Origin of the sequence: Enterobacter cloacae complex sp. IR5441, from assembly GCF_049238215.1 — a bacterium.
Classification (GTDB): domain Bacteria; phylum Pseudomonadota; class Gammaproteobacteria; order Enterobacterales; family Enterobacteriaceae; genus Enterobacter; species Enterobacter hormaechei_C.
Genome location: NZ_JBMKIA010000004.1, coordinates 19,604 through 42,401, shown reverse-complemented (window position 1 = coordinate 42,401; position 22,798 = coordinate 19,604). Strand labels below are relative to the sequence as shown.

At 58.8% G+C, this 22,798-nt stretch carries 13 protein-coding genes; 9 read left to right on the top strand and 4 right to left on the bottom strand.

Annotated features, from left to right (window positions below):
- Positions 1-623 precede the first annotated feature (623 nt).
- On the top strand, positions 624-2,207 hold the full coding sequence (locus tag ACOTX5_RS06545) for a TerC family protein (protein ID WP_015572372.1): 1,584 nt from the start codon (positions 624-626) through the stop codon (positions 2,205-2,207).
- A 90-nt stretch (positions 2,208-2,297) separates the two neighbouring features.
- Here the strand turns inward: ACOTX5_RS06545 and asmA are convergent, their stop codons facing one another.
- From asmA to udk, 3 genes are all read right to left on the bottom strand, one after another.
- Positions 2,298-4,148: an outer membrane assembly protein AsmA gene (asmA, locus tag ACOTX5_RS06540; RefSeq protein ID WP_047727523.1), complete on the bottom strand. Its 1,851-nt coding sequence runs from the start codon at positions 4,146-4,148 to the stop codon at positions 2,298-2,300.
- Between the two features lie 23 nt (positions 4,149-4,171).
- Positions 4,172-4,753, bottom strand: a complete 582-nt coding sequence (gene dcd, locus ACOTX5_RS06535; RefSeq protein WP_017383269.1) for a dCTP deaminase — start codon at positions 4,751-4,753, stop codon at positions 4,172-4,174.
- A 91-nt stretch (positions 4,754-4,844) separates the two neighbouring features.
- Complete coding sequence (gene udk / locus ACOTX5_RS06530) at positions 4,845-5,486, bottom strand: uridine kinase (protein WP_000130320.1); 642 nt, start codon at positions 5,484-5,486, stop codon at positions 4,845-4,847.
- Positions 5,487-5,828: 342 nt separating this feature from the next.
- Between udk and ACOTX5_RS06525 the strand changes: the two genes are divergently transcribed.
- The gene (locus ACOTX5_RS06525; RefSeq protein WP_047727524.1) at positions 5,829-9,158 is read left to right on the top strand and encodes a diguanylate cyclase; all 3,330 of its coding nucleotides are present in this window, start codon (positions 5,829-5,831) and stop codon (positions 9,156-9,158) included.
- Here the strand turns inward: ACOTX5_RS06525 and alkA are convergent.
- On the bottom strand, positions 9,123-9,995 hold the full coding sequence (gene alkA, locus ACOTX5_RS06520) for a DNA-3-methyladenine glycosylase 2 (RefSeq protein ID WP_045910874.1): 873 nt from the start codon (positions 9,993-9,995) through the stop codon (positions 9,123-9,125). The two genes, ACOTX5_RS06525 and alkA, sit on opposite strands and share 36 nt — an antisense overlap.
- A gap of 130 nt (positions 9,996-10,125) precedes the next feature.
- On the opposite strand from alkA, the gene yegD reads away from it, so the two are divergent.
- The 7 genes from yegD (at position 10,126) to baeR (ending at position 22,633) form a co-directional block, all read left to right on the top strand.
- The gene (gene yegD / locus ACOTX5_RS06515) at positions 10,126-11,478 is read left to right on the top strand and encodes a molecular chaperone (protein WP_045910875.1); all 1,353 of its coding nucleotides are present in this window, start codon (positions 10,126-10,128) and stop codon (positions 11,476-11,478) included.
- 217 nt (positions 11,479-11,695) lie between these two features.
- Positions 11,696-12,898 carry an MdtA/MuxA family multidrug efflux RND transporter periplasmic adaptor subunit gene (locus ACOTX5_RS06510; RefSeq protein WP_045910876.1) on the top strand — a complete coding sequence of 401 codons (1,203 nt, stop codon included), beginning with the start codon at positions 11,696-11,698 and terminating at the stop codon, positions 12,896-12,898.
- Complete coding sequence (locus tag ACOTX5_RS06505; RefSeq protein WP_045910877.1) at positions 12,898-16,020, top strand: MdtB/MuxB family multidrug efflux RND transporter permease subunit; 3,123 nt, start codon at positions 12,898-12,900, stop codon at positions 16,018-16,020. Before ACOTX5_RS06510 ends, ACOTX5_RS06505 begins: the two co-directional genes overlap by 1 nt.
- Positions 16,021-19,098 carry a multidrug efflux RND transporter permease subunit MdtC gene (mdtC, locus tag ACOTX5_RS06500; protein WP_017693079.1) on the top strand — a complete coding sequence of 1,026 codons (3,078 nt, stop codon included), beginning with the start codon at positions 16,021-16,023 and terminating at the stop codon, positions 19,096-19,098.
- Positions 19,099-20,514 (top strand): MFS transporter, encoded by a 1,416-nt coding sequence (locus ACOTX5_RS06495; protein WP_045910878.1) that lies wholly within the window; start codon positions 19,099-19,101, stop codon positions 20,512-20,514. It abuts the gene before it with no gap.
- Positions 20,511-21,914, top strand: a complete 1,404-nt coding sequence (gene baeS / locus ACOTX5_RS06490; RefSeq protein ID WP_015572365.1) for a two-component system sensor histidine kinase BaeS — start codon at positions 20,511-20,513, stop codon at positions 21,912-21,914. The genes ACOTX5_RS06495 and baeS overlap by 4 nt, the downstream gene beginning before the upstream one ends.
- Positions 21,911-22,633, top strand: coding sequence for a two-component system response regulator BaeR (gene baeR, locus ACOTX5_RS06485; RefSeq protein WP_015572364.1), 723 nt, complete (start codon positions 21,911-21,913; stop codon positions 22,631-22,633). The genes baeS and baeR overlap by 4 nt, the downstream gene beginning before the upstream one ends.
- Positions 22,634-22,798: the final 165 nt, after the last annotated feature.

Genomic DNA, 22,798 nt, shown 5'->3' with positions numbered 1-22,798 from the left:
AGAATGCAGTTAATCATTTAGCAATATAACTGGCATCAGTCCTAAAAAAAGCTTATTCATCCATTGGCTATTGACAGAATAATTGAGGCTGATTCACACGCTTTCAGGCACGCTACCGCCCTTGGCTTTCAGTTACCAATCCACTGACTAAACAATGCGTTATGGTTAGACACCCTCTTGGATAAGGCCTTTTGCGAAATATATCAAACGCCTCACAGGGGCGATTGATAATGTATAACCTTCACCAAAGACCGAAACAAAAATAGCAACAAGGAGATTTAACATTTGATGCTGGAAGAATTGTTGCAGCTAACCTAATAGCAGGCAAGGAGACAACCGTCCTAATATTCGTTTTTAAGATTAATATTAAGAGCAAAGTTTTAAGGTTTTCGGATTTTCTTTATATTGACAAAATAGATCGCCGGACCATTTATTGCGATATATCCTAAATATCGTCTTATGTAATTAAATCTTCGCAATTAACTTATTTACACCGCCCGGCAAATGGGGTTTACCTGAGTGTAGCATTAAGAGAAATCTCACCCCGGCATTGCAATTTCCGTCGGCTTTATCCATGATCGAAGTGTGACATTAGTCATATAACAGAAGGTATTGCATTTACTATGGAATGGATTGCCGATCCATCAATCTGGGCCGGGCTGGTGACGCTGGTCGTCATCGAATTAGTGCTCGGCATTGATAACCTGGTGTTTATCGCCATCCTTGCCGATAAATTACCCCCTTCACAACGCGACCGCGCCCGCGTGACGGGTCTTCTGCTCGCCATGGTGATGCGTCTGCTGTTACTGGCCTCAATCTCCTGGCTGGTGACGCTGACCAAACCCTTATTCAGCGTGCAGGGTCTGAGCTTTAGCGCCCGCGACCTGATCATGCTTTTCGGCGGATTGTTCCTGCTGTTCAAAGCCACGGTTGAGCTTAATGAGCGGCTGGAAGGAAAAGACAGTGAAAACCCCACCCAGCGACGCGGTGCAAAATTCTGGCCAGTGGTCGCGCAGATAGTGGTGCTGGATGCCGTCTTTTCTCTCGACTCCGTGATCACGGCCGTCGGGATGGTTGACCATCTGGCGGTGATGATGGCCGCGGTGATCATCGCCATCACCCTGATGGTGCTCGCCAGTAAAGCCCTGACGCGCTTCGTGAACAGTCACCCGACTATCGTCATCCTCTGTCTGAGCTTCCTGCTGATGATTGGCTTTAGCCTGGTCGCGGATGGTTTTGGCTTCCATATCCCGAAAGGGTATTTGTACGCCGCCATTGGTTTCTCGGTGCTGATTGAGTTTCTCAACCAGCTGGCCATTTTCAACCGTCGCCGTTTTCTCTCCGCGAACCAGACATTACGACAGCGCACCGCAGATACGGTGATGCGCCTGCTGAGCGGCAAAAAAGAGGATGCCGAGCTGGATGCTGAATCCGCGGCGATGCTTGCCGACCACAGCGACGGGCAGATCTTCAACCCGCAGGAACGCCGGATGATAGAGCGCGTGCTTAACCTCAACCAGCGCTCGGTGAGCAGTATCATGACCTCCCGCCATGACATTGAGCATATTGACCTGACGGCGCCGGAAGAGCAGATCCGCGCCCTGCTGGATAAAAACCAGCACACCCGCGTGGTCGTGACCGGCGGTGAAGAGGAAGAAGAGCTGCTGGGCGTGGTACACGTGATTGACCTCCTGCAACAGCAGCTCCACGGCGAGCCGCTCAACCTGCGGGCGCTGGTGCGCCAGCCGCTGGTCTTCCCGGAAGCGCTGCCGCTGCTCTCCGCGCTGGAGCAGTTCCGCAACGCTCGTACCCACTTCGCGTTTGTCGTTGATGAGTTTGGTTCTGTGGAAGGGCTGGTAACGCTCAGCGACGTGATGGAAACCATCGCCGGTAATCTGCCTAATGAGGTGGATGAGATCGATGCGCGTCACGATATTCAGAAAAACGCCGACGGCAGCTGGACCGCCAACGGCCATATGCCGCTCGAAGATCTGGTGCAGTTCGTTCCGCTTCCGCTGGATGAGAAGCGCGAATACCACACCATCGCCGGTTTGCTGATGGAATATCTGCAACGTATTCCGCAGCCGGGCGAAGAGGTCCAGGTGGGGGATTACATGATCAAAACCTTGCAGGTAGAGAGCCATCGCGTGCAGAAGGTGCAGCTGATACCGCTGCGCGGTGAAGATGAGATGGATTTTGAGGTGTAAAAAATCCGGGTGGCGCTTCGCTTACCCGGCCTACGGTGTCTGGCTTTTATAGGCCGGGTAAGACAAAGCCGCCACCCGGCACAACAGGCATCACAGCTTATCGAGCAGCTTTTTCACGTCCTTACCTGACTGAGACTCTTTATTGCGGTCCGCCCAGTCATTCAGCCGACGTTTCGCTTCATCCTGAAGGTGCTTACGCAGGATCTGATCGACCTGCAAACTGTAATTCAACTCCTGCCATTTTCCGTACACGCGCAGCGGTATCGGCGTCTCTTTCAGGAACTCCACAAGCTGGCCTTCGCCTTCCCAGCCAGCCTTCACGCGGACGTTGAAGCGGGTGTCTGCCGTCTCTTTCACCAGATCCAGCGCGCCGGTTCCGGTCAGCGCCAGCAGTGACGAAGTCCCCTGCATGTCGTCCAGCGAGAGCTGACCGTTGTCGAGGGCAAGCTCGCTGGTAAAGCTGTCCAGACGGGTTGCGCTGTCGTAGTTTTCATTCGCTTTCACGCTGCTGCTGCGCTCTACCGCCTGCTGCACCAGCTGCTGGAAGTTCAGCCCTTCCATGCGCGAATCTTTCAGCTCAACGTGCGCCTGCCCCTGCCAGCTACGACGGAAAGCGTCCGCATCAATCTTCGTACCAGAGAAATCCCCTGCCAGCGACAGCTGCCCCGTGAGGGCAATCGGGTAATTAAAGGCTTTCAGGATGGTGCCAATCTCAACGTTTTCCAGACGCGGCTGGAACGCGGCGCTGGCAACGTCTTTGCGTACATCCAGCGTGCCCGGCAGGGAGAGGTTCCCCGCTCCCATTTTTCCGCTGAGCTCGGAGATGACCAGCAGGCCGTTGTGGTTGAACATCTGGCTGCTGACGTCAGTAAAATCAATCCCACGCCAGCGCACGCTGTTCGCTTTCAGCAGAATGTCGGCGGTAAATCCGCGCAGGCCGTTGTAGTCAGGCTGATCGAGATTTGAGGAGATCACCGGACGCGACTGCGTAACCTGGCTTTGCCCCACCTGCGTGGCTCCCTCATCGGTCGCGTTCACCGATTGGGGCGGAAGCAGGTTCTCGAGGTTCAGCTTGTCGAATTGCAGATCCAGCACCCACTTAGGTTTCTCATCAAGCGTGACGCTCGCCTGCCCCTTCAGGGCACTGTCGTTGGCCTGGAGGTTGAGCGCGTTCAGTTCGAGCTGTTTGCGCTCTTCATGCCACACCGCCTGCATCGTGCCCTGGCCGGCAATCCCCTTCGCGGGTAAATCCGCGCCGGTCAGCTGCCAGTTAAGCTGCTGAACGTCCGCCGTCAGCTGGTGCGGATAATCAGAGGCGTTCACGTTCGCGTTCATCGACAGGTTGAGATCGCGCTGATTGCGGTTGATCCGCCCGGAGAACTCCATGGTGGCGTGATGGTTGGCATCCTGCTCCATCCTGAGGTTGATATTGCGTACGGTGATCTGTTCGTCATCTTCATGCTGGAAAACCAGCACGCTGTCGGCAACTTTCAGATTACCAATATCGAACGACCAGCCGGTGTCAGACGGGACGTCAGGCAAGGTGTTTTCACGCGGTGCGACCGGAGCATCCGCCTGACGAACGGCTTCGGTTTGCGGCGTAAGCTGAATCACCGCCCCTTTCAGCATCACCTGTTCAACCTGGAGCTGATGGGATAAGAGCGGGATGAGCGCGACATCAAGACGCATGTTATCCGCCGTGACCAGCGGCTGCGCGGCACCCGGCGCGGTGAGGGACATACGTCCGGAGAGAATGCTGAGCTGAGGCCAGACGTGCCAGCGAAGCGGCCCGTCCAGCTTGAGTTCATACCCGCTGCGCGCTTCCACCTGCCGCACCATGTAGGCCCGGAAGTCATTCGGGTTAACCAGCAGCACCAACGCTGAAAGGCCAGCCACCAGCACCACCAGCAAAATCATCAGCGTTGTCAGAACTCTTCTCATGGCTTCCTCAGTGAACTCACAGATCAGTCTTTATCGATACGACTGGCAACCGCACCCTGCTGGTTGCGATATTTTGCGTCCTGACGGCGGTTATAAGGACGGTCTGCCGGGCCGGTCAGCGGTTCAAAGCTCAACGCACCAATCATCATTCCCGGACGAAGCGCCAGCGGCAATTTACCGGCGTTAAAGAACTCCAGCACGATACGGCCAGACCAGCCCGGATCGATACGGTGCGCGGTGACGTGCACCATCAGGCCCAGACGCGCCAGGGAAGAGCGTCCGTCAAGCCAGCCGACCAGGTCCGCAGGCAGCGTGACCGATTCAAAGGTCACCGCCAGCGCCAGTTCGCCAGGATGGAGATAAAACGCCTCTCCTTCTTCGATGACGATTTCGTCGCTCATGACGCGATCCAGCGCCGCACTGACTTCGTCTTTCGGCCCGCTGAGGTCGATAAACGGTGCCGTGTGGCCGCTGAAGGTGCGGAATTTATTCCCCAGACGCACATCGACGGTCACGCCGTTAATACGCTCAACCGGCGGACGCGGGGTGATAGACAGGCGGCCTTCATCCAGCCAGGCTTCTATATCGCGGTCACAAAGACGCATGGCACTTTCTCCTTTCGTGCATCGCGCCCTGAAGCCTTACGGCGTCAGGGCAAAACCAGGTTATCTCTGAACGGTACACAATTCACACGGCTTATTCAAAAAACTGACTGATTTTCGCTTTTAAGATATCAATGGCAATACGGTTTTTACCGCCGCGAGGCACGATAATATCGGCGTATTGTTTCGAAGGCTCAATAAATTGCAGGAACATCGGGCGAACGGTTTTCTGATATTGCGCCATCACGGAGTCCATGGAGCGGCCGCGTTCGTTAACGTCGCGTTTAATACGCCGCATCAGACAGATATCCAGCGGAGTGTCGACGAAAATCGAGAAGTTCATAGATTCGCGCAGACGGGCGTCGGTGAGCAGCAAAATCCCTTCAAGGATAATCACCTTCTTGGGCTCGATACGGATCGTTTCCTGGGTGCGGGTATGTTCCACGTAGCTGTAGACGGGCAGCTCAATCGCCTCGCCGCGCTTCAGCGCTTCCAGATGCTGGAACAGCAGGCTGTGATCCATCGCACTGGGGTGGTCGTAGTTGGTTTTTACGCGCTCTTCCATCGAAAGATGGGATTGATCTTTGTAATAGCTATCTTCGGGAATCACACCGATATGCTCATCACCCACTTGTTCACGCAGTTCGCGATAAAGCGTACTGGCAATAAGACTTTTACCTGAAGCCGATGCGCCGGCGATGCCTATGATGACGCACTGATGAGACTTATCAGTCATAAATTTAGCGACCTGATTAACCTGGATGTAAGGAAGGACGACGCCGGAGCGTCAAACGCGGCAATTATAGGGATTTCGGGGGCGTGATACCAGTCGAATGCGCAGGTTATGCGAGGCGAGCTGAAAAGCGCTGTTTCACGCCTTTAGCAAAATTTTTACGCCCGGTTTTTCGCCATTTCATCACCCTTCTTCGCAGAGTAACTATTTTATAAGTCTATGAAGTCAAAATCTGACCACTCAGCATATGAATTGTAAAATGTTTGTACTAGCATAAACCAAATTATTAATTTCACGCGTCCGGACCTGGCTCCTGACAACATGGCGTCCCTGGATAGAGCGGTAATGAATAAACAATACCAGCGGGTTTTGGTTACTACCCCACATCCTTTACTGCGGCTTGTCTGTCTGGGTCTGGTCACGTTCATCTTCACCTTATTTTCCCTCGAGCTGACTCGCTTCGGTACGCTGCTGGCGCCACTATGGTTCCCGACTTCAATTATGATGGTGGCGTTTTACCGCCATGCGGGAAAAATGTGGCCCGGCATTGCGCTCGCCTGCTCCTTTGGCAATATTTTTGCCTCGTGGATGCTCTTCTCATGGGCATCGATCAACATCACCTACACGGCGATCAATATCATTGAGGCCACGGTTGGCGCGCTGTTACTGCGTAAGCTGCTCCCCTGGTATAATCCGCTGCAAAACCTCAACGACTGGGTCCGGCTTGCCCTCGGCAGTGCCCTGGTGCCGCCGCTGGTGGGGGGCGTTCTGGTTCATTTTCTGGTGCCGAGCGCGGAGCCGCTGCGTAATTTCCTTGTCTGGGTACTTTCAGAAGCCATTGGCGCACTGGCGCTGGTGCCGTTAGGTCTGCTGTTTAAGCCGCATTACCTGCTGCGCCACCGCAACCCGAAACTGCTGCTGGAAACGCTGGTGACCCTGGTCGTCACGCTGGTTCTTAGCTGGACGGCAATCACCTGGCTGCCGTGGCCATTCACCTGCATTATCGTTCTGCTGATGTGGAGCGCGGTGCGTCTGCCGCGTATGGAAGCGTTCCTGATATTTTTATTCACCATCATGATGGTGTCCCTGATGATGGCGCGAAATCCGCTCTCCATGACGCCCTCCAGCATGATCGTCACCTTCAACGCGCCGTGGCTCCCCTTCCTGATGATGCTGCTTCCCGCCAACATTATGACGATGGTGATGTATGCCTTCAGGGCCGAGCGTAAACATATTACGGAAAGCGAAGAACGTTTTCGCAATGCGATGGAGTATTCCGCGATTGGTATGGCGCTGGTGGGCGTTGAGGGCCAGTGGCTCCAGGCCAACAAGGCGCTGTGCAATTTCCTCGGTTACAGCCAGTCTGAGCTTCAGTCGCTCACGTTCCAGCAGTTAACCTGGCCGGAAGATTTAAATACCGACCTGGAGCAGCTGCAACAGCTGATTCACGGCGAGATCAACACCTACACCCTCGAAAAACGCTACTACACCCGCAGCGGCGAGGTGGTGTGGGCGCTGCTGGCCGTCTCCGTTGTGCGCCATGCCGACGGCACGCCGCTCTACTTTATTGCCCAGATTGAAGACATCAACGATCTGAAACAGACCGAGTGGGTGAATAAGCGTCTGATGGAGCGTATCACTCTCGCTAACGAAGCCGGTGGCATCGGGATTTGGGAGTGGGATCTGGAGCCGGACGTGATCAGCTGGGATAAACGGATGTTTGAGCTTTACGAAATCCCCCCGCACATTAAACCCACCTGGCAGCTCTGGCATGCGGCCATGGTGCCTGAAGATCGTACGCACGCCGAACAGGTCCTGCGTGAGTCACTCCAGGCCAGGGTACCTTTCAAGCTGGAATTTCGCATTCGCGTCAAGGATGGCATTCGCCACATTCGTTCGCTGGCGAACCGGGTGCTGAACAAACAGGGCGAAGTGGAGCGGCTGTTAGGGATCAACATGGATATGACCGAGGTGAAGCAGCTGAACGAGGCGCTGTTCCAGGAAAAAGAGCGCCTGCATATCACCCTCGACTCTATCGGCGAAGCGGTGCTGTGTACCGACATCAACATGAACATCACCTTTATGAACCCGGTCGCCGAGAAGATGAGCGGCTGGTCGCAAAGCGAAGCGCTGGGTCAGCCCATTCTGAAGGTGCTGCACATTACCTTCGGCGAGAACGGTCCGTTAATGGAAAACATCCACAGCGGCGATATGTCCCGTACCGATATCGAACAGGATGTGGTGCTTAACTGCCGCAATGGCGGCAGTTTCGACATTCATTACAGCATAACCCCCCTCAGCACTCTGGAAGGACACACCATCGGCTCGGTGCTGGTGATTCAGGACGTCACCGAGTCGCGCAAAATGCTGCGCCAGCTGAGCTACAGCGCTTCCCATGACGCCCTTACCCACCTGGCGAACCGCGTCAGCTTTGAAAACCATCTTAAGCGCCTGTTGCAGACGGTACAGGAGACCCATCAGCGTCACGCGCTGGTCTTTATCGATCTTGACCGTTTTAAGGCGGTGAACGATACGGCAGGCCACGCGGCGGGCGACGCTCTCCTGCGCGAACTCTCTTCGCTGATGCTGACCATGCTGCGCTCCAGCGACGTGCTGGCGCGTCTGGGCGGCGACGAGTTTGGCCTGCTGCTGCCGGACTGCAACGTCGAAAGCGCACGCTATATTGCGGGCCGGTTGATCGACGCCATCAACAACTATCATTTCTCCTGGGAAGGACGCCTGCACCGCATTGGCGCCAGCGCGGGGATTACGCTGATTGACGACACCAATTACCAGGCTGCGGAAGTGATGTCTCAGGCCGATATCGCCTGCTACGCCTCGAAAAACAGCGGGCGCGGCGTGGTCACCGTCTACGAACCCCAGCAGGAGCGGATCCACAGCGCGCGCAGCATGATGTCGCTGGATGAGCAGTGGCACATGATTAAAGATAACCATCTGCTGATGATAGCCCGCAGCGTCGCCTCGCCGCGCATTCCCGAGAGCAGTAGCTTCTGGCTGATTTCCTTGCGGCTGTGGACCAGCCAGGGAGAAGTGCTGGAAGAGCATGCCTTCCGCGCCGGGCTGGCGGAGCCGGAGCTGCTGCACGCCCTGGACCGACGGATATTCAGCGAATTTTTCCGTACCTATGCCGCACAGGTGGCGGCCAAAGGAATGGGCGTCGCGCTGCCGCTCTCAGAAGCGGGTTTAGCCAGCGTCACGCTGGTGGATGAGCTGCTCGACCTGATCACCAGAGGTCCACTGCCGGCGCGGCTGCTGCATCTGGCGATCGCCGTTGATGTGCTGAGCAATACGGATGAAAACGTGCAGCAGGGTCTGCAAAAGCTTCGTCAGGCCGGCTGTCGCGTGGTGCTGACCCGGGTCGGACGCGATATGAACGTCTTCAGCCAGCTCAGCGCCAACACCGCCGATTATCTGCTGCTGGATACAGACATGGTGACCAACGTCCACGGCAATCTGATGGATGAGATGATGGTGACAATCATTCAGGGCCACGCCCAGCGTCTGGGCATAAAAACCATTGCCGGGCCATGCCATCAGTCGATCATGATGGATACGCTGTCGGGCATCGGCGTTGATTTTATTTACGGCGACACCATCGGGGAAGCGCAGCCGCTTGATCTACTGCTGAATACCAGCTATTTCGCCATCAACTGACGGCGACCAGCCGTCGGTGTACCAGATATGTAACAGCGCATACGAGCGCCACGGCTGCCAGCGTTCGGCATAGCGACGGATCTGCGCGGGCGTCATACCGGCAAAGCGCTGTTTAATCAGATAGTCATCCGGCAGGAAAACATCCTTCGCCTGCCAGCCACGCAGGGCCAGATAATTCGCGGTCCAGCGCCCGATGCCGGGGCGCTGTTGTAGCGCCTTCATCCCGGCCTCAACGTTCGCAGGCGGGAACAGCGGGAATTCACCGTCCACCGCCGACTGCGCCAGATGAATCAACGACTCCGCACGCCTGAGCGGCATCCCGAGGGCTTTCAACGCCAGCGGATCTGCCGCGGCCAGCACCTCTGGCGGAGGAAAGCAGAGATAGCCCGGCGCATCCTCAATGGGTTCACCGCACAGCGCCACCACCCGTGACGCCAGTTTTGCCGCCATCGCCACGCTCACCAGTTGCCCGAGAATGGCGCGCACGCCCTGCTCGTATGCATCCATCGCGCCGGGCAAACGTAAGCCCGGCCGCGCCGCGCCGAGATCGCCGAGAGTCTGCGCAATGTGCAGCGGGTCGCAATCGAGGTCAAACAGACGGGAGATGCGGTCGAGGCAGATATCCGCCACCGGGATCAGGCCAGGGCTGAGCGACACCGCCAGCGTAGGGGTTGCGCTGTCTGGCGTAACCCGGAAAACGCCCCGGTGCCCGGCATAGCCAAAACTGCGCTCGTAGTAATCCTCCGTAACGGTTTCAACCCCCGTGACCGCACGCGCGGCAAGAAAGCCAAACATCCACGACCAGTCGTAGGGCGGTTGCCAGTTCAGGGTGTACATCGTCTCTCCTTTTGTATTTACCTCAGCATAAACCGAAAGATCGCGTTGCGCCTTGCTTTCATATTCCTGTTGTCGCCTGGCAGACATTTCGCTAAAGTCTCGCCCCTTCTCACCGGCATGGGGATTTATTGTGTTTATTGGATTCGACTACGGCACCGCAAACTGCTCGGTTGCGATAATGCAAAACGGACAACCGCAGCTCCTGAAAATGGAAAACGGCAGTACGCTGTTGCCGTCAATGCTTTGTGCGCCCACGCGTGAAGCGGTGAGCGAGTGGCTGTTCCGCCACCATCAGGTTCCGGCCACGGCGGCGGAGACCCAAGCGCTGCTGCGCCGTGCGGTCAGCTTTAACCGCGAGGAAGATATCGACGTTACCCCGTCCAGCGTGCAGTTCGGCCTCTCTTCCCTCGGGCAGTACATTGAAGACCCGGAAGAGGTCTACTTCGTTAAATCGCCGAAATCCTTCCTCGGCGCCAGCGGACTGAAGCCGCAGCAGGTGGCGATGTTTGAAGATCTGGTCTGCGCGATGATGCTGCACATCCGCAATCAGGCGCAGTCCCAGGTGCCGGATGCCATCACCCAGGCGGTGATTGGCCGTCCGATTAACTTTCAGGGGCTGGGCGGCGACGAAGCCAACCAGCAGGCGCAGGGGATCCTTGAGCGTGCAGCGCACCGGGCAGGCTTCCGTGACGTGGTGTTCCAGTATGAGCCGGTTGCGGCGGGGCTGGATTTTGAAGCCACGCTGACGGAAGAGAAACGGGTGCTGGTGGTGGACATCGGCGGCGGTACGACGGACTGTTCATTACTGCTGATGGGTCCGCAGTGGCATCACCGTCGCGATCGTGAAAATAGTCTGCTGGGGCACAGCGGCTGCCGCGTGGGCGGTAACGATCTTGATATTGCCCTGGCCTTCAAGAGCCTGATGCCGCTGCTCGGTATGGGCGGTCAAACCGAGAAAGGCATCGCCCTGCCGATCCTGCCGTGGTGGAACGCGATTGCCATCAACGACGTCCCTGCCCAGAGTGATTTTTACAGCACCGCGAATGGCCGTTTCCTCAACGATCTGGTGCGTGATGCGCAGGATGCAGAGAAGGTCGCACTTCTGTATAAGGTGTGGCGTCAGCGTCTGAGCTACCGCGTGGTGCGCACCGCCGAAGAGAGCAAAATTGCCCTTTCCGATCGTCCAGAGCATGCGGTTTCGCTGCCGTTTATCAGTGACGATCTGGCTACGGCTATCACTCAGGAAGGGCTGGAAATGGCGCTGACTCAGCCGCTTCAGCGTATTCTGGAGCAGGTGCGACTGGCGCTTGAGAACGGCAAAGTGAAGCCGGACGTAATTTACCTGACTGGCGGTAGCGCCCGTTCGCCGCTGATCAAGAAAGCGCTGGCGGAACAGCTGCCGGGGATCCCGATTGCCGGCGGCGATGACTTTGGCTCCGTTACGGCAGGGCTGGCGCGCTGGGCGCAGGTGGTGTTTAGCTAATGGGGTTGTGCCGGGTGGCGGCTTCGCCTTACCCGGCCTACAAGATCTTCCAACCGTAGGCCGGGTAAGGCGAAGCCGCCACCCGGCGAAGGCGAACCAGCGCGCCACACTCAGACAATTCCCGACAGTCTTCCATATTTCCTCCATTTTTCCGCTGTGTTAGCTGACTAAACTAGTATCATTCCCCGAAAGAGTTTCAGGATGAGAACGTATAACGATGAAAGGCAGTAACAAATCCCGCTGGGCAATCGCCGTTGGTCTGATTGTGGTGGTCCTGGCCGCCGCCTGGTACTGGCACAGCCAGTCCGCGAACTCCACGGCACCTGCTGGCGCTAATAGCCCCTCACAACGCTCAACGGGCGGCGGGCGCCACGGTATGCGCGGCGGTGCGCTGGCACCGGTGCAGGCGGCAACGGCGGTGAATAAAGCGGTGCCTCGTTATCTCTCCGGGCTGGGAACCATCACCGCCGCCAACACCGTGACGGTACGTAGCCGCTTGGACGGTCAGTTGATGGCCATCCATTTCCAGGAAGGTCAGCAGGTAAAAGCCGGCGATCTGCTGGCGGAAATCGATCCAAGCCAGTTTAAGGTGGCCCTGGCGCAGGCGCAGGGGCAGCTCGCGAAAGACAAAGCCACCCTCGCCAATGCCCGCCGCGATTTAGCCCGCTATCAGCAGTTGGTAAAAACCAACCTCGTGTCGCGCCAGGAGCTGGACACCCAGCAGTCTCTGGTCAGTGAATCTCAGGGCACCATCAAGGCCGACGAAGCCGCGGTCGCCAGCGCCCAGCTCCAGCTCGACTGGAGCCGGATCACCGCGCCGATTGACGGCCGCGTGGGCCTGAAACAGGTTGATATCGGGAACCAAATCTCCAGCGGCGATACCACGGGCATCGTGGTGATCACCCAGACGCACCCTATCGATCTCGTCTTTACCCTGCCGGAAAGCGACATTGCGACGGTGATACAGGCGCAGAAGGCCGGAAAAGCGCTGGTGGTTGAAGCCTGGGATCGCACCAACAAGCAGAAGCTGAGCGAAGGTTCGCTGCTGAGCCTGGATAACCAGATCGACACCACCACCGGCACCATCAAGCTAAAAGCACGCTTCAACAATCAGGACGATGCCCTGTTCCCGAATCAGTTCGTCAACGCGCGAATGCTGGTCGCGACCGAAGAAAACGCGGTGGTGATCCCGACGGCGGCCCTGCAAATGGGCAGTGAAGGCAACTTTGTCTGGGTGCTGAACAGCGAAAACAAGGTCAGCAAACACCTGGTGAAAACCGGCATCCAGGACAGCCAGACGGTGGTGATCAGCGCCGGGCTGTCCGCTGGCGACCGCGTCGTCACCGACGGTATTGACCGGCTGACCGAAGGGGCGCAGGTCGAAGTGGTGGGAGCGCAGGATACAGGAGCAAAAGCCTGATGCAGGTGATGCCGCCGAGCTCTACAGGTGGGCCCTCACGCCTGTTTATTTTACGTCCGGTTGCGACGACCCTGTTGATGGTGGCGATCCTGCTGGCCGGGATCATTGGCTACCGTTTTCTGCCCGTGTCGGCGCTGCCGGAAGTGGACTACCCGACCATTCAGGTTGTCACCCTCTATCCGGGCGCCAGTCCGGATGTGGTGACGTCCGCCATCACCGCCCCGCTGGAGCGTCAGTTTGGCCAGATGTCTGGCCTGAAGCAGATGTCTTCCCAGAGTTCCGGTGGCGCTTCGGTCGTCACGCTTCAGTTCCAGCTTACGCTGTCGCTGGACGTCGCTGAGCAGGAGGTGCAGGCCGCGATTAACGCCGCCACAAACCTGCTGCCGTCTGACCTGCCGAATCCACCTGTTTACAGCAAGGTCAACCCGGCGGATCCGCCGATCATGACCCTTGCCGTCACCTCCTCCGCCATGCCGATGACCCAGGTCGAAGACATGGTTGAAACCCGCGTGGCGCAGAAGATTTCGCAGGTGACCGGCGTGGGGCTGGTGACGCTGGCGGGCGGTCAACGCCCCGCCGTGCGCGTCAAACTGAATGCCCAGGCCATTGCCGCGCTGGGGTTAACCAGCGAAACCATTCGCACCGCCATCAGTAGCGCCAACGTCAACTCAGCGAAGGGTTCGCTGGACGGCCCGACCCGCGCGGTCACGCTCTCCGCCAACGACCAGATGCAGTCCGCCGATGAGTACCGTCAGCTGATCATTGCCTACCAGAACGGCGCGCCGATCCGTTTGGGCGACGTGGCAACCGTTGAACAAGGCGCGGAAAACAGCTGGCTCGGGGCGTGGGCCAATAAGCAGCAGGCGATTGTCATGAACGTTCAGCGCCAGCCGGGCGCGAACATTATTGATACCGCCGACAGCATTCGCACCATGCTGCCGCAGCTGGTGGAAAGCCTGCCAAAATCGGTCAGCGTGAAAGTGCTCTCTGACCGCACCACGAATATTCGCGCGTCAGTGACCGACACCCAGTTCGAGCTGATGCTGGCGATTGCGCTGGTGGTGATGATCATCTACCTGTTCCTGCGCAACGTCCCGGCAACCATCATTCCCGCCGTCGCCGTGCCGCTCTCGCTGGTCGGCACGTTCGCGGTGATGGTGTTCCTCGACTTCTCGATTAACAACCTGACGCTGATGGCGCTCACCATCGCCACCGGGTTTGTGGTGGACGACGCCATCGTGGTAATCGAGAACATCTCGCGCTATATCGAAAAAGGTGAAAAGCCGTTAGCCGCCGCGCTGAAGGGCGCGGGGGAGATTGGCTTTACCATTATCTCACTCACCTTCTCGCTGATTGCGGTGCTGATCCCGCTGCTGTTTATGGGCGATATCGTCGGGCGGCTGTTCCGCGAGTTTGCCGTGACGCTGGCGGTCGCCATTCTGATCTCTGCCGTGGTGTCGCTGACGCTGACGCCGATGATGTGCGCCCGCATGCTGAGCCACGAGTCCTTGCGCAAGCAAAACCGCTTCTCGTGCGCCTCCGAGCGGATGTTCGAGCGCATTATCGCCGCCTACGGCCGCGTGCTGGCGAAAGTGCTGAACCATCCGTGGGCAACGCTCGGCGTGGCGCTCGGCACCCTGGCGCTCAGCGTCATGCTGTGGATTTTCATTCCGAAAGGCTTCTTCCCGATTCAGGACAACGGCATTATTCAGGGCACGCTTCAGGCGCCGCAGACGGTCTCCTTCGCCAACATGGCGCAGCGCCAGCAGCAGGTTTCTGAGATCATCATGAAAGATCCGGCCGTGGAAAGCCTGACTGCCTACGTGGGCGTGGACGGCACCAACCCGTCGCTCAACAGCGCGCGCCTGCAAATTAACCTTAAACCGCTCGATGACCGCGACGATCGCGTTAACGCGGTGATTGAACGCCTGCAAAGCGCGGTGGCGCGCGTGCCGGGCATTGAGCTGTATCTGCAACCGATCCAGGATTTAACCATTGATACGCAGGTGAGCCGCACGCAGTACCAGTTTACGCTCCAGGCCACCTCGCTTGAGGCACTGAGCACCTGGGTGCCGCAGCTGGTGGACAAGCTGAAAGCACTGCCGCAGGTTTCTGACGTCAGCAGCGACTGGCAGGATAAAGGGCTGGCGGCGTACGTGAACGTCAACCGCGACACCGCCAGCCGTCTGGGCATTACCATGTCCGACGTGGATAACGCCCTGTATAACGCCTTTGGCCAGCGCCTGATCTCCACCATCTATACCCAGGCCAACCAGTATCGCGTGGTGCTGGAACATAACACCGAAAACACGCCCGGGCTGGCCGCGCTGGACACGGTGCGCCTGACCAGCAAAGACGGCGGGATTGTGCCGCTCAGCGCCATTGCCAGCGTGGAAGAGCGCCACACCCCACTGTCGATTAACCATCTCGATCAGTTCCCGTCCACCACCATTTCCTTCAACGTGCCGGACGGGTATTCCCTGGGCGAAGCGGTGGAGGCCATTCTGGGCGCGGAGAAAGAACTCAGCTTCCCGTCCGATATTCAGACCCAGTTCCAGGGCAGTACGCTGGCGTTCCAGGCCGCGCTGGGCAGCACCGTCTGGCTGATTGTCGCGGCGGTGGTGGCGATGTATATCGTGCTTGGCGTGCTGTATGAAAGCTTTATCCATCCGATCACCATCCTCTCCACCCTGCCGACAGCGGGCGTGGGGGCGCTGCTGGCGCTGATGCTGGCGGGGAGCGAGCTGGACGTCATTGCGATCATCGGCATCATCCTGCTTATCGGCATTGTGAAGAAAAACGCCATCATGATGATCGACTTTGCGCTGGCCGCCGAGCGCGAGCAGGGTATGGCGCCGCGCGAGGCCATTTACCAGGCCTGTCTGCTGCGTTTTCGTCCGATCCTGATGACCACCCTCGCCGCCCTGCTGGGCGCGCTGCCGCTGATGCTGAGCACCGGCGTGGGGGCCGAACTGCGCCGTCCGCTGGGCATCGGGATGGTGGGCGGCCTGCTGGTGAGCCAGGTGCTGACGCTGTTTACCACGCCGGTTATCTACCTGCTGTTTGACCGTCTGGCCCTGTGGACGAAAAGCCGCTTCCCGAAACGTGAAGAGGAGGCGTAAGTGAAGTTTTTCGCCCTCTTCATTTACCGTCCGGTGGCGACGATTTTACTCTCCGTCGCTATTACCCTGTGCGGCGTGCTGGGCTTCCGGCTGCTGCCGGTGGCCCCGCTGCCGCAGGTCGATTTCCCGGTGATCATGGTCAGCGCCTCGCTGCCGGGTGCCTCGCCGGAAACCATGGCGTCATCGGTGGCGACGCCGCTTGAGCGCTCGCTTGGGCGAATTGCCGGGGTTAACGAGATGACCTCCAGCAGTTCGCTGGGCAGCACGCGCATCATTCTGGAATTTAACTTCGACCGGGACATCAACGGCGCGGCGCGTGACGTGCAGGCCGCGATAAACGCCGCCCAAAGCCTGCTGCCAAGCGGCATGCCGAGCCGTCCAACCTACCGCAAGGCTAACCCGTCCGACGCGCCGATCATGATCCTGACGCTCACGTCAGAGACCTACTCCCAGGGCGAGCTGTACGATTTTGCCTCCACCCAGCTGGCGCAAACCATCGCCCAGATTGACGGCGTGGGCGACGTGGACGTCGGCGGCAGCTCTCTGCCCGCCGTGCGCGTGGGGCTGAATCCGCAGGCGCTGTTTAACCAGGGCGTGTCGCTGGACGACGTGCGTTCCGCCATCAGCAACGCGAACGTGCGTAAGCCGCAGGGCGCGATTGAGGACAACAGCCACCGCTGGCAGATCCAGACCAACGACGAGCTGAAAACCGCCGCCGAGTATCAGCCGTTGATTATTCACTACAACAACGGTGCGGCGGTGCGCCTGAGCGACGTCGCCAGCGTCACCGATTCGGTGCAGGACGTGCGTAACGCCGGGATGACTAACGCCAAACCGGCGATTTTGCTGATGATCCGCAAACTGCCGGAAGCCAACATTATCCAGACGGTGAACAGCATCCGCGCGCGCCTGCCGGAGCTCCAGGAAACGATTCCGGCGGCCATCGACCTCCAGATTGCGCAGGACCGCTCCCCTACCATTCGCGCCTCGCTTGAGGAGGTAGAGCAAACGCTGATCATCTCCGTCGCGCTGGTGATCCTGGTGGTGTTCCTGTTCCTGCGCTCGGGGCGCGCCACGCTGATCCCGGCGGTGGCGGTTCCGGTATCGCTGATAGGCACCTTTGCCGCCATGTACCTGTGCGGCTTTAGTCTTAACAACCTGTCGCTGATGGCGCTGACGATTGCCACCGGGTTTGTGGTGGATGACGCCATCGTGGTGCTGGAGAATATCTCGCGCCATCTGGAAGCGGGCATGAAGCCGCTCCAGGCGGCGCTTCAGGGGACGCGCGAAGTGGGCTTCACGGTCCTGTCCATGAGCCTGTCGCTGGTGGCGGTGTTCCTGCCGCTGCTGCTGATGGGCGGCCTGCCGGGGCGACTGCTGCGCGAATTTGCCGTCACGCTTTCCGTCGCCATCGGTATCTCCCTGGTGATTTCGCTGACGCTGACGCCTATGATGTGCGGCTGGATGCTAAAGCGCAGCCAACCTCACTCGCAGCCGCGCAGGAAAGGCTTTGGCCGCGTCCTGATGGCGATGCAGTCAGGCTATGGCAAATCGCTGAAATGGGTGCTGAACCACACGCGTCTTGTCGGGCTGGTGCTGATCGGCACCATTGTGCTCAACGTCTGGATGTATATCACCATCCCGAAAACCTTCTTCCCGGAGCAGGATACCGGAGTGCTGATGGGCGGTATTCAGGCGGACCAGAGTATTTCGTTCCAGGCGATGCGGGGCAAACTGCAAGACTTTATGAAGATCATCCGGGAAGATCCGGCCGTGGATAACGTCACCGGCTTTACCGGCGGCTCGCGCGTTAACAGCGGGATGATGTTTATTACCCTTAAGCCACGCGGTGAACGTCACGAAACGGCGCAGCAGATCATTGACCGCCTGCGGCTGAAGCTTGCCAAAGAGCCGGGGGCAAATCTGTTTTTGATGGCCGTTCAGGATATCCGCGTCGGCGGACGACAGGCTAACGCCAGCTATCAGTATACCCTGCTCTCAGATGACTTAGCCGCCCTGCGCGAGTGGGAGCCGAAGATCCGTAAAGCGCTGGCCGCGCTGCCGCAGCTGGCGGACGTGAACTCCGACAGCCAGAATAACGGCGCCGAGATGGCGCTCACCTACGATCGCGAAACCATGTCCCGCCTGGGCATTAACGTTGAAGCGGCCAACAGCCTGCTTAACAACGCCTTCGGGCAGCGTGAAGTCTCCACCATCTATCAGCCGATGAACCAGTACAAGGTGGTGATGGAAGTTGATCCGCGCTACACCCAGGACATCAGCGCGCTGGACAAGATGTTTGTGATCAATAATGACGGCAAGGCGATCCCGCTGTCGTACTTCGCCAGCTGGCAGCCGTCGAACGCGCCGCTGTCGGTGAACCACCAGGGGCTTTCCGCCGCCTCGACCGTGTCGTTTAACCTGCCAACCGGCTCGTCGCTGTCTGAGGCCAGCGACGCCATCAACCGCGCCATGACCCAGCTCGGGGTGCCCTCCTCCGTGCGCGGCAGCTTTGCCGGTACGGCGCAGGTGTTCCAGGACACCATGAACTCGCAGGTCATTTTGATTCTGGCGGCTATTGCCACGGTTTATATCGTGCTGGGCGTGCTGTACGAAAGCTATGTGCACCCGTTGACCATTCTCTCCACGCTGCCTTCTGCGGGCGTGGGGGCGCTGCTGGCGCTGGAGCTGTTCGGTGCCCCGTTCAGCCTAATCGCGCTCATCGGGATCATGCTATTAATAGGTATTGTGAAGAAAAACGCGATTATGATGGTCGACTTTGCCCTGGACGCCCAGCGTAACGGCAACCTGACGCCGGACGAGGCGATATTCCAGGCCTGTCTGCTGCGTTTTCGCCCGATCATGATGACCACGCTGGCCGCGCTGTTCGGTGCGCTACCGCTGGTTATATCCGGCGGTGACGGCTCTGAACTGCGCCAGCCGCTGGGGATCACGATTGTCGGCGGCCTGGTGATGAGCCAGCTGCTGACGCTCTACACCACGCCGGTAGTCTATCTGTTCTTTGACCGACTGCGGCTGCGTTTTTCGCGTAAAAAGAGAACCACGGTGACCGAGTAAATGACCGACCTACCCAGTAACGTTCGCTGGCAATTGTGGATCGTCGCGTTCGGCTTCTTTATGCAGTCGCTGGACACGACCATCGTGAACACCGCCCTCCCCTCGATGGCGAAAAGCCTGGGGGAGAGCCCGCTGCACATGCATATGGTGATTGTCGCCTACGTGCTGACGGTCGCCGTGATGCTGCCCGCCAGCGGCTGGCTGGCGGATAAAGTCGGTGTGAGAAACATCTTCTTCACCGCCATTGTGCTGTTTACCACCGGGTCGCTGTTTTGCGCCCAGGCCAATACCCTCGACCAGCTGGTGATGGCGCGCGTGCTACAGGGCGTCGGCGGCGCGATGATGGTGCCCGTCGGGCGGTTAACGGTGATGAAAATTGTTCCGCGCGCGCAGTATATGGCGGCGATGACCTTCGTCACCTTGCCCGGTCAGGTCGGCCCGCTGCTTGGCCCGGCGCTGGGCGGTATTCTGGTGGAGTATGCCTCCTGGCACTGGATCTTCCTGATCAACCTGCCGGTCGGTATTATCGGCGCGATTGCCACTCTGACGCTGATGCCGAACTATAAAATGCAGACCCGGCGCTTTGATTTCGTTGGCTTTATCCTGCTGGCGGCTGGCATGGCGACGCTCACCCTGGCCCTCGACGGGCAAAAAGGGCTGGGGATCTCCTCCCTGTCGCTCGCCCTGCTGGTGGCGCTGGGGATCACCGCGATTCTCTGGTATCTGTGGCATGCCAGAGGCAACGCTAACGCGCTGTTCAGCCTGAATCTGTTCAGGAATCCCACCTACCGTCTTGGTCTCTTCGGCAGCTTTGCCGGACGCATCGGCAGCGGCATGTTGCCGTTTATGACGCCGGTATTTTTACAGATTGGGATGGGCTTCTCGCCGTTCCACGCCGGGCTGATGATGATCCCGATGGTGCTCGGCAGCATGGGGATGAAGCGTATTGTGGTGCAGGTGGTGAACCGCTTTGGCTATCGCCGGGTGCTGGTGGCCGCCACGATCGGGCTGGCGTTGGTTTGCCTGCTGTTTATGGCCGTGGCGCTGCTGGGCTGGTACTACATCCTGCCGCTGGTGCTGTTCTGCCAGGGGATCATCAACTCCATGCGCTTCTCGTCGATGAACACCCTGACGCTGAAAGATCTGCCGGACGAGTTGGCGAGCAGCGGTAACAGCCTGCTGTCGATGATCATGCAGCTCTCCATGAGCGTGGGGGTCACGGTCGCCGGATTGCTGCTCGGCATGTACGGGCAGCACCATCTCAGCGCCGACACCCCCGTCGCGCATCAGGTCTTTTTATACACTTACCTCAGCATGGCGGTAATTATCGCCCTGCCCGCTTTTATCTTTGCCAGAGTACCGAATGACATGACCAAAAACGTCGTGATCCGACGCGGCAAAAGGAGTGCACCATGAAATTCTGGCGTCCGGGGATCACCGGTAAGCTTTTTGTGGCGATTTTCGCCACCTGTATCGTTCTGCTGATTACCATGCACTGGGCGGTGCGGGTCAGCTTTGAGCGCGGCTTTATTGACTACATTAAGCACGGTAACGAACAGCGACTACAGGGCTTAAGCGACGCGCTGGGCGAACAGTATAGCCTGCACGGTAACTGGCGTTTTCTGCGCAATAACGATCGCTTTGTGTTTCAAATCCTGCGTTCGCTGGAGCACGATAATGACGACGACCGCCCGGGGCCGGGCATGCCGCCGCACGGCTGGCGCACCCAGTTCTGGGTGATAGATCAGGAGATGCGCGTGCTCGTTGGCCCACGCTCTCCGGTACCGCCGGACGGTACAAAGCGCGCCATCACCTCGAACGGCGCCACGGTGGGCTGGGTTATCGCCTCGCCGGTCGAGCGGCTGACGCGCAACACCGACATCAACTTTGACCGCCAGCAGCGTCAGACCAGCTGGCTGATTGTCGCGCTTTCTACCCTGCTTGCGGCGCTCGCCACCTTCCCGCTGGCGCGCGGCCTGCTGGCGCCGGTTAAGCGCCTGGTGGAAGGCACGCACAAGCTGGCGGCGGGTGATTTCTCGACCCGCGTTGACACCCGCAGCCAGGATGAACTGGGCAAGCTGGCGCAGGACTTCAACCAGCTCGCCAGCACGCTGGAAAAAAACCAGCAGATGCGCCGCGATTTTATGGCCGACATTTCGCACGAGCTGCGCACCCCGCTGGCGGTGCTGCGCGGCGAGCTGGAGGCGATTCAGGACGGCGTGCGGCAGTTCACCCCCGAGTCCGTGGCCTCGCTTCAGGCGGAAGTCGGCACGCTGACCAAGCTGGTGGACGATCTGCATCAGCTTTCCATGTCCGACGAAGGCGCCCTGGCCTACCAGAAAGCCCCAGTCGACGTGATCAATATCCTTGAAGTTGTGACCGGCGCATTCCGCGAGCGCTTCGCCAGCCGTGACCTGAAAATCAACCTTTCGCTGCCGGACAGCGCGGTGGTATTTGGCGACAGAGATCGCCTGATGCAGCTGTTCAATAATCTGCTGGAGAACAGCCTCCGCTACACCGACGGCGGCGGCGCGCTGCATATATCCGGCAGGCAGGAAAACGGGCGCTTTGCCCTGACCTTTGCGGACTCCGCCCCTGGCGTGAAAGATGCGCAGCTGGAAAAACTGTTCGAGCGCTTCTATCGCACCGAAGGTTCACGCAACCGCGCCAGCGGCGGTTCCGGCCTTGGGCTGGCGATTTGCGTTAACATTGTTGAGGCCCACGGCGGCACCATCCGCGCCGCCCATTCGCCTTTTGGCGGGGTTAGCATTACAGTAGAGTTACCTCTGGAACGGGATTTATCGAGGGAAGCATGACCGAGTTACCGATTGACGACAACACACCGCGTATTTTGATCGTGGAAGACGAGCCTAAACTTGGACAACTGCTGATCGACTATTTGCGTGCCGCAAGTTACGCGCCAACGCTTATCAGCCACGGCGACCAGGTGCTGCCCTACGTGCGCCAGACGCCGCCGGATCTGATCCTGCTGGATCTGATGCTGCCGGGTACCGACGGCCTGACCCTGTGCCGGGAAATTCGTCGTTTCTCCGATGTGCCCATCGTGATGGTGACGGCCAAAATCGAAGAGATCGACCGTCTGCTGGGGCTCGAAATCGGCGCCGACGATTACATCTGCAAGCCTTACAGCCCGCGGGAGGTGGTCGCTCGGGTGAAAACCATCCTCCGCCGCTGTAAGCCACAGCGTGAATTGCAGGTGCTGGATGCGCAAAGCCCGCTGATCGTCGACGAAAGCCGCTTCCAGGCGAGCTGGCGCAGCAAACTATTGGATCTTACGCCAGCGGAGTTCCGCCTGCTGAAAACGCTCTCCCACGAGCCGGGAAAAGTGTTTTCCCGCGAACAGCTGCTCAACCATCTGTATGACGATTACCGCGTAGTGACCGACCGCACCATCGACAGTCACATCAAAAACCTGCGCCGCAAGCTGGAGGCACTGGACGCCGACCAGTCGTTTATTCGCGCGGTGTACGGCGTGGGTTATCGCTGGGAAGCGGATGCATGCAGGATTGCCTGAATAACCCTCCCTCACCCTGCCCTCTCCCCAAAGGGGAGAGGGCAGGGTGAGGGGCAAAGCTTTACCTCTCTTCCCCGCAGCGCTACAATGCCCGCCCTTAAAGTGGGGGATCTCCCCTTACCGCTGCACCAGGTGCACGCGGATCTGACCTGTCATCAGAACGAG

Bases quoted from the DNA above. Each gene is read 5' to 3' on its own strand.
- alkA (WP_045910874.1), bottom strand. From the start codon at position 9,995: ATGTACACCCTGAACTGGCAACCGCCCTACGACTGGTCGTGGATGTTT.
- udk (WP_000130320.1), bottom strand. From the start codon at position 5,486: ATGACTGATAAGTCTCATCAGTGCGTCATCATAGGCATCGCCGGCGCA.
- baeR (WP_015572364.1), top strand. From the start codon at position 21,911: ATGACCGAGTTACCGATTGACGACAACACACCGCGTATTTTGATCGTG.
- asmA (WP_047727523.1), bottom strand. From the start codon at position 4,148: ATGAGAAGAGTTCTGACAACGCTGATGATTTTGCTGGTGGTGCTGGTG.
- ACOTX5_RS06505 (WP_045910877.1), top strand. From the start codon at position 12,898: ATGCAGGTGATGCCGCCGAGCTCTACAGGTGGGCCCTCACGCCTGTTT.
- ACOTX5_RS06525 (WP_047727524.1), top strand. From the start codon at position 5,829: ATGAATAAACAATACCAGCGGGTTTTGGTTACTACCCCACATCCTTTA.
- dcd (WP_017383269.1), bottom strand. From the start codon at position 4,753: ATGCGTCTTTGTGACCGCGATATAGAAGCCTGGCTGGATGAAGGCCGC.
- baeS (WP_015572365.1), top strand. From the start codon at position 20,511: ATGAAATTCTGGCGTCCGGGGATCACCGGTAAGCTTTTTGTGGCGATT.
- ACOTX5_RS06495 (WP_045910878.1), top strand. From the start codon at position 19,099: ATGACCGACCTACCCAGTAACGTTCGCTGGCAATTGTGGATCGTCGCG.
- ACOTX5_RS06545 (WP_015572372.1), top strand. From the start codon at position 624: ATGGAATGGATTGCCGATCCATCAATCTGGGCCGGGCTGGTGACGCTG.
- ACOTX5_RS06510 (WP_045910876.1), top strand. From the start codon at position 11,696: ATGAAAGGCAGTAACAAATCCCGCTGGGCAATCGCCGTTGGTCTGATT.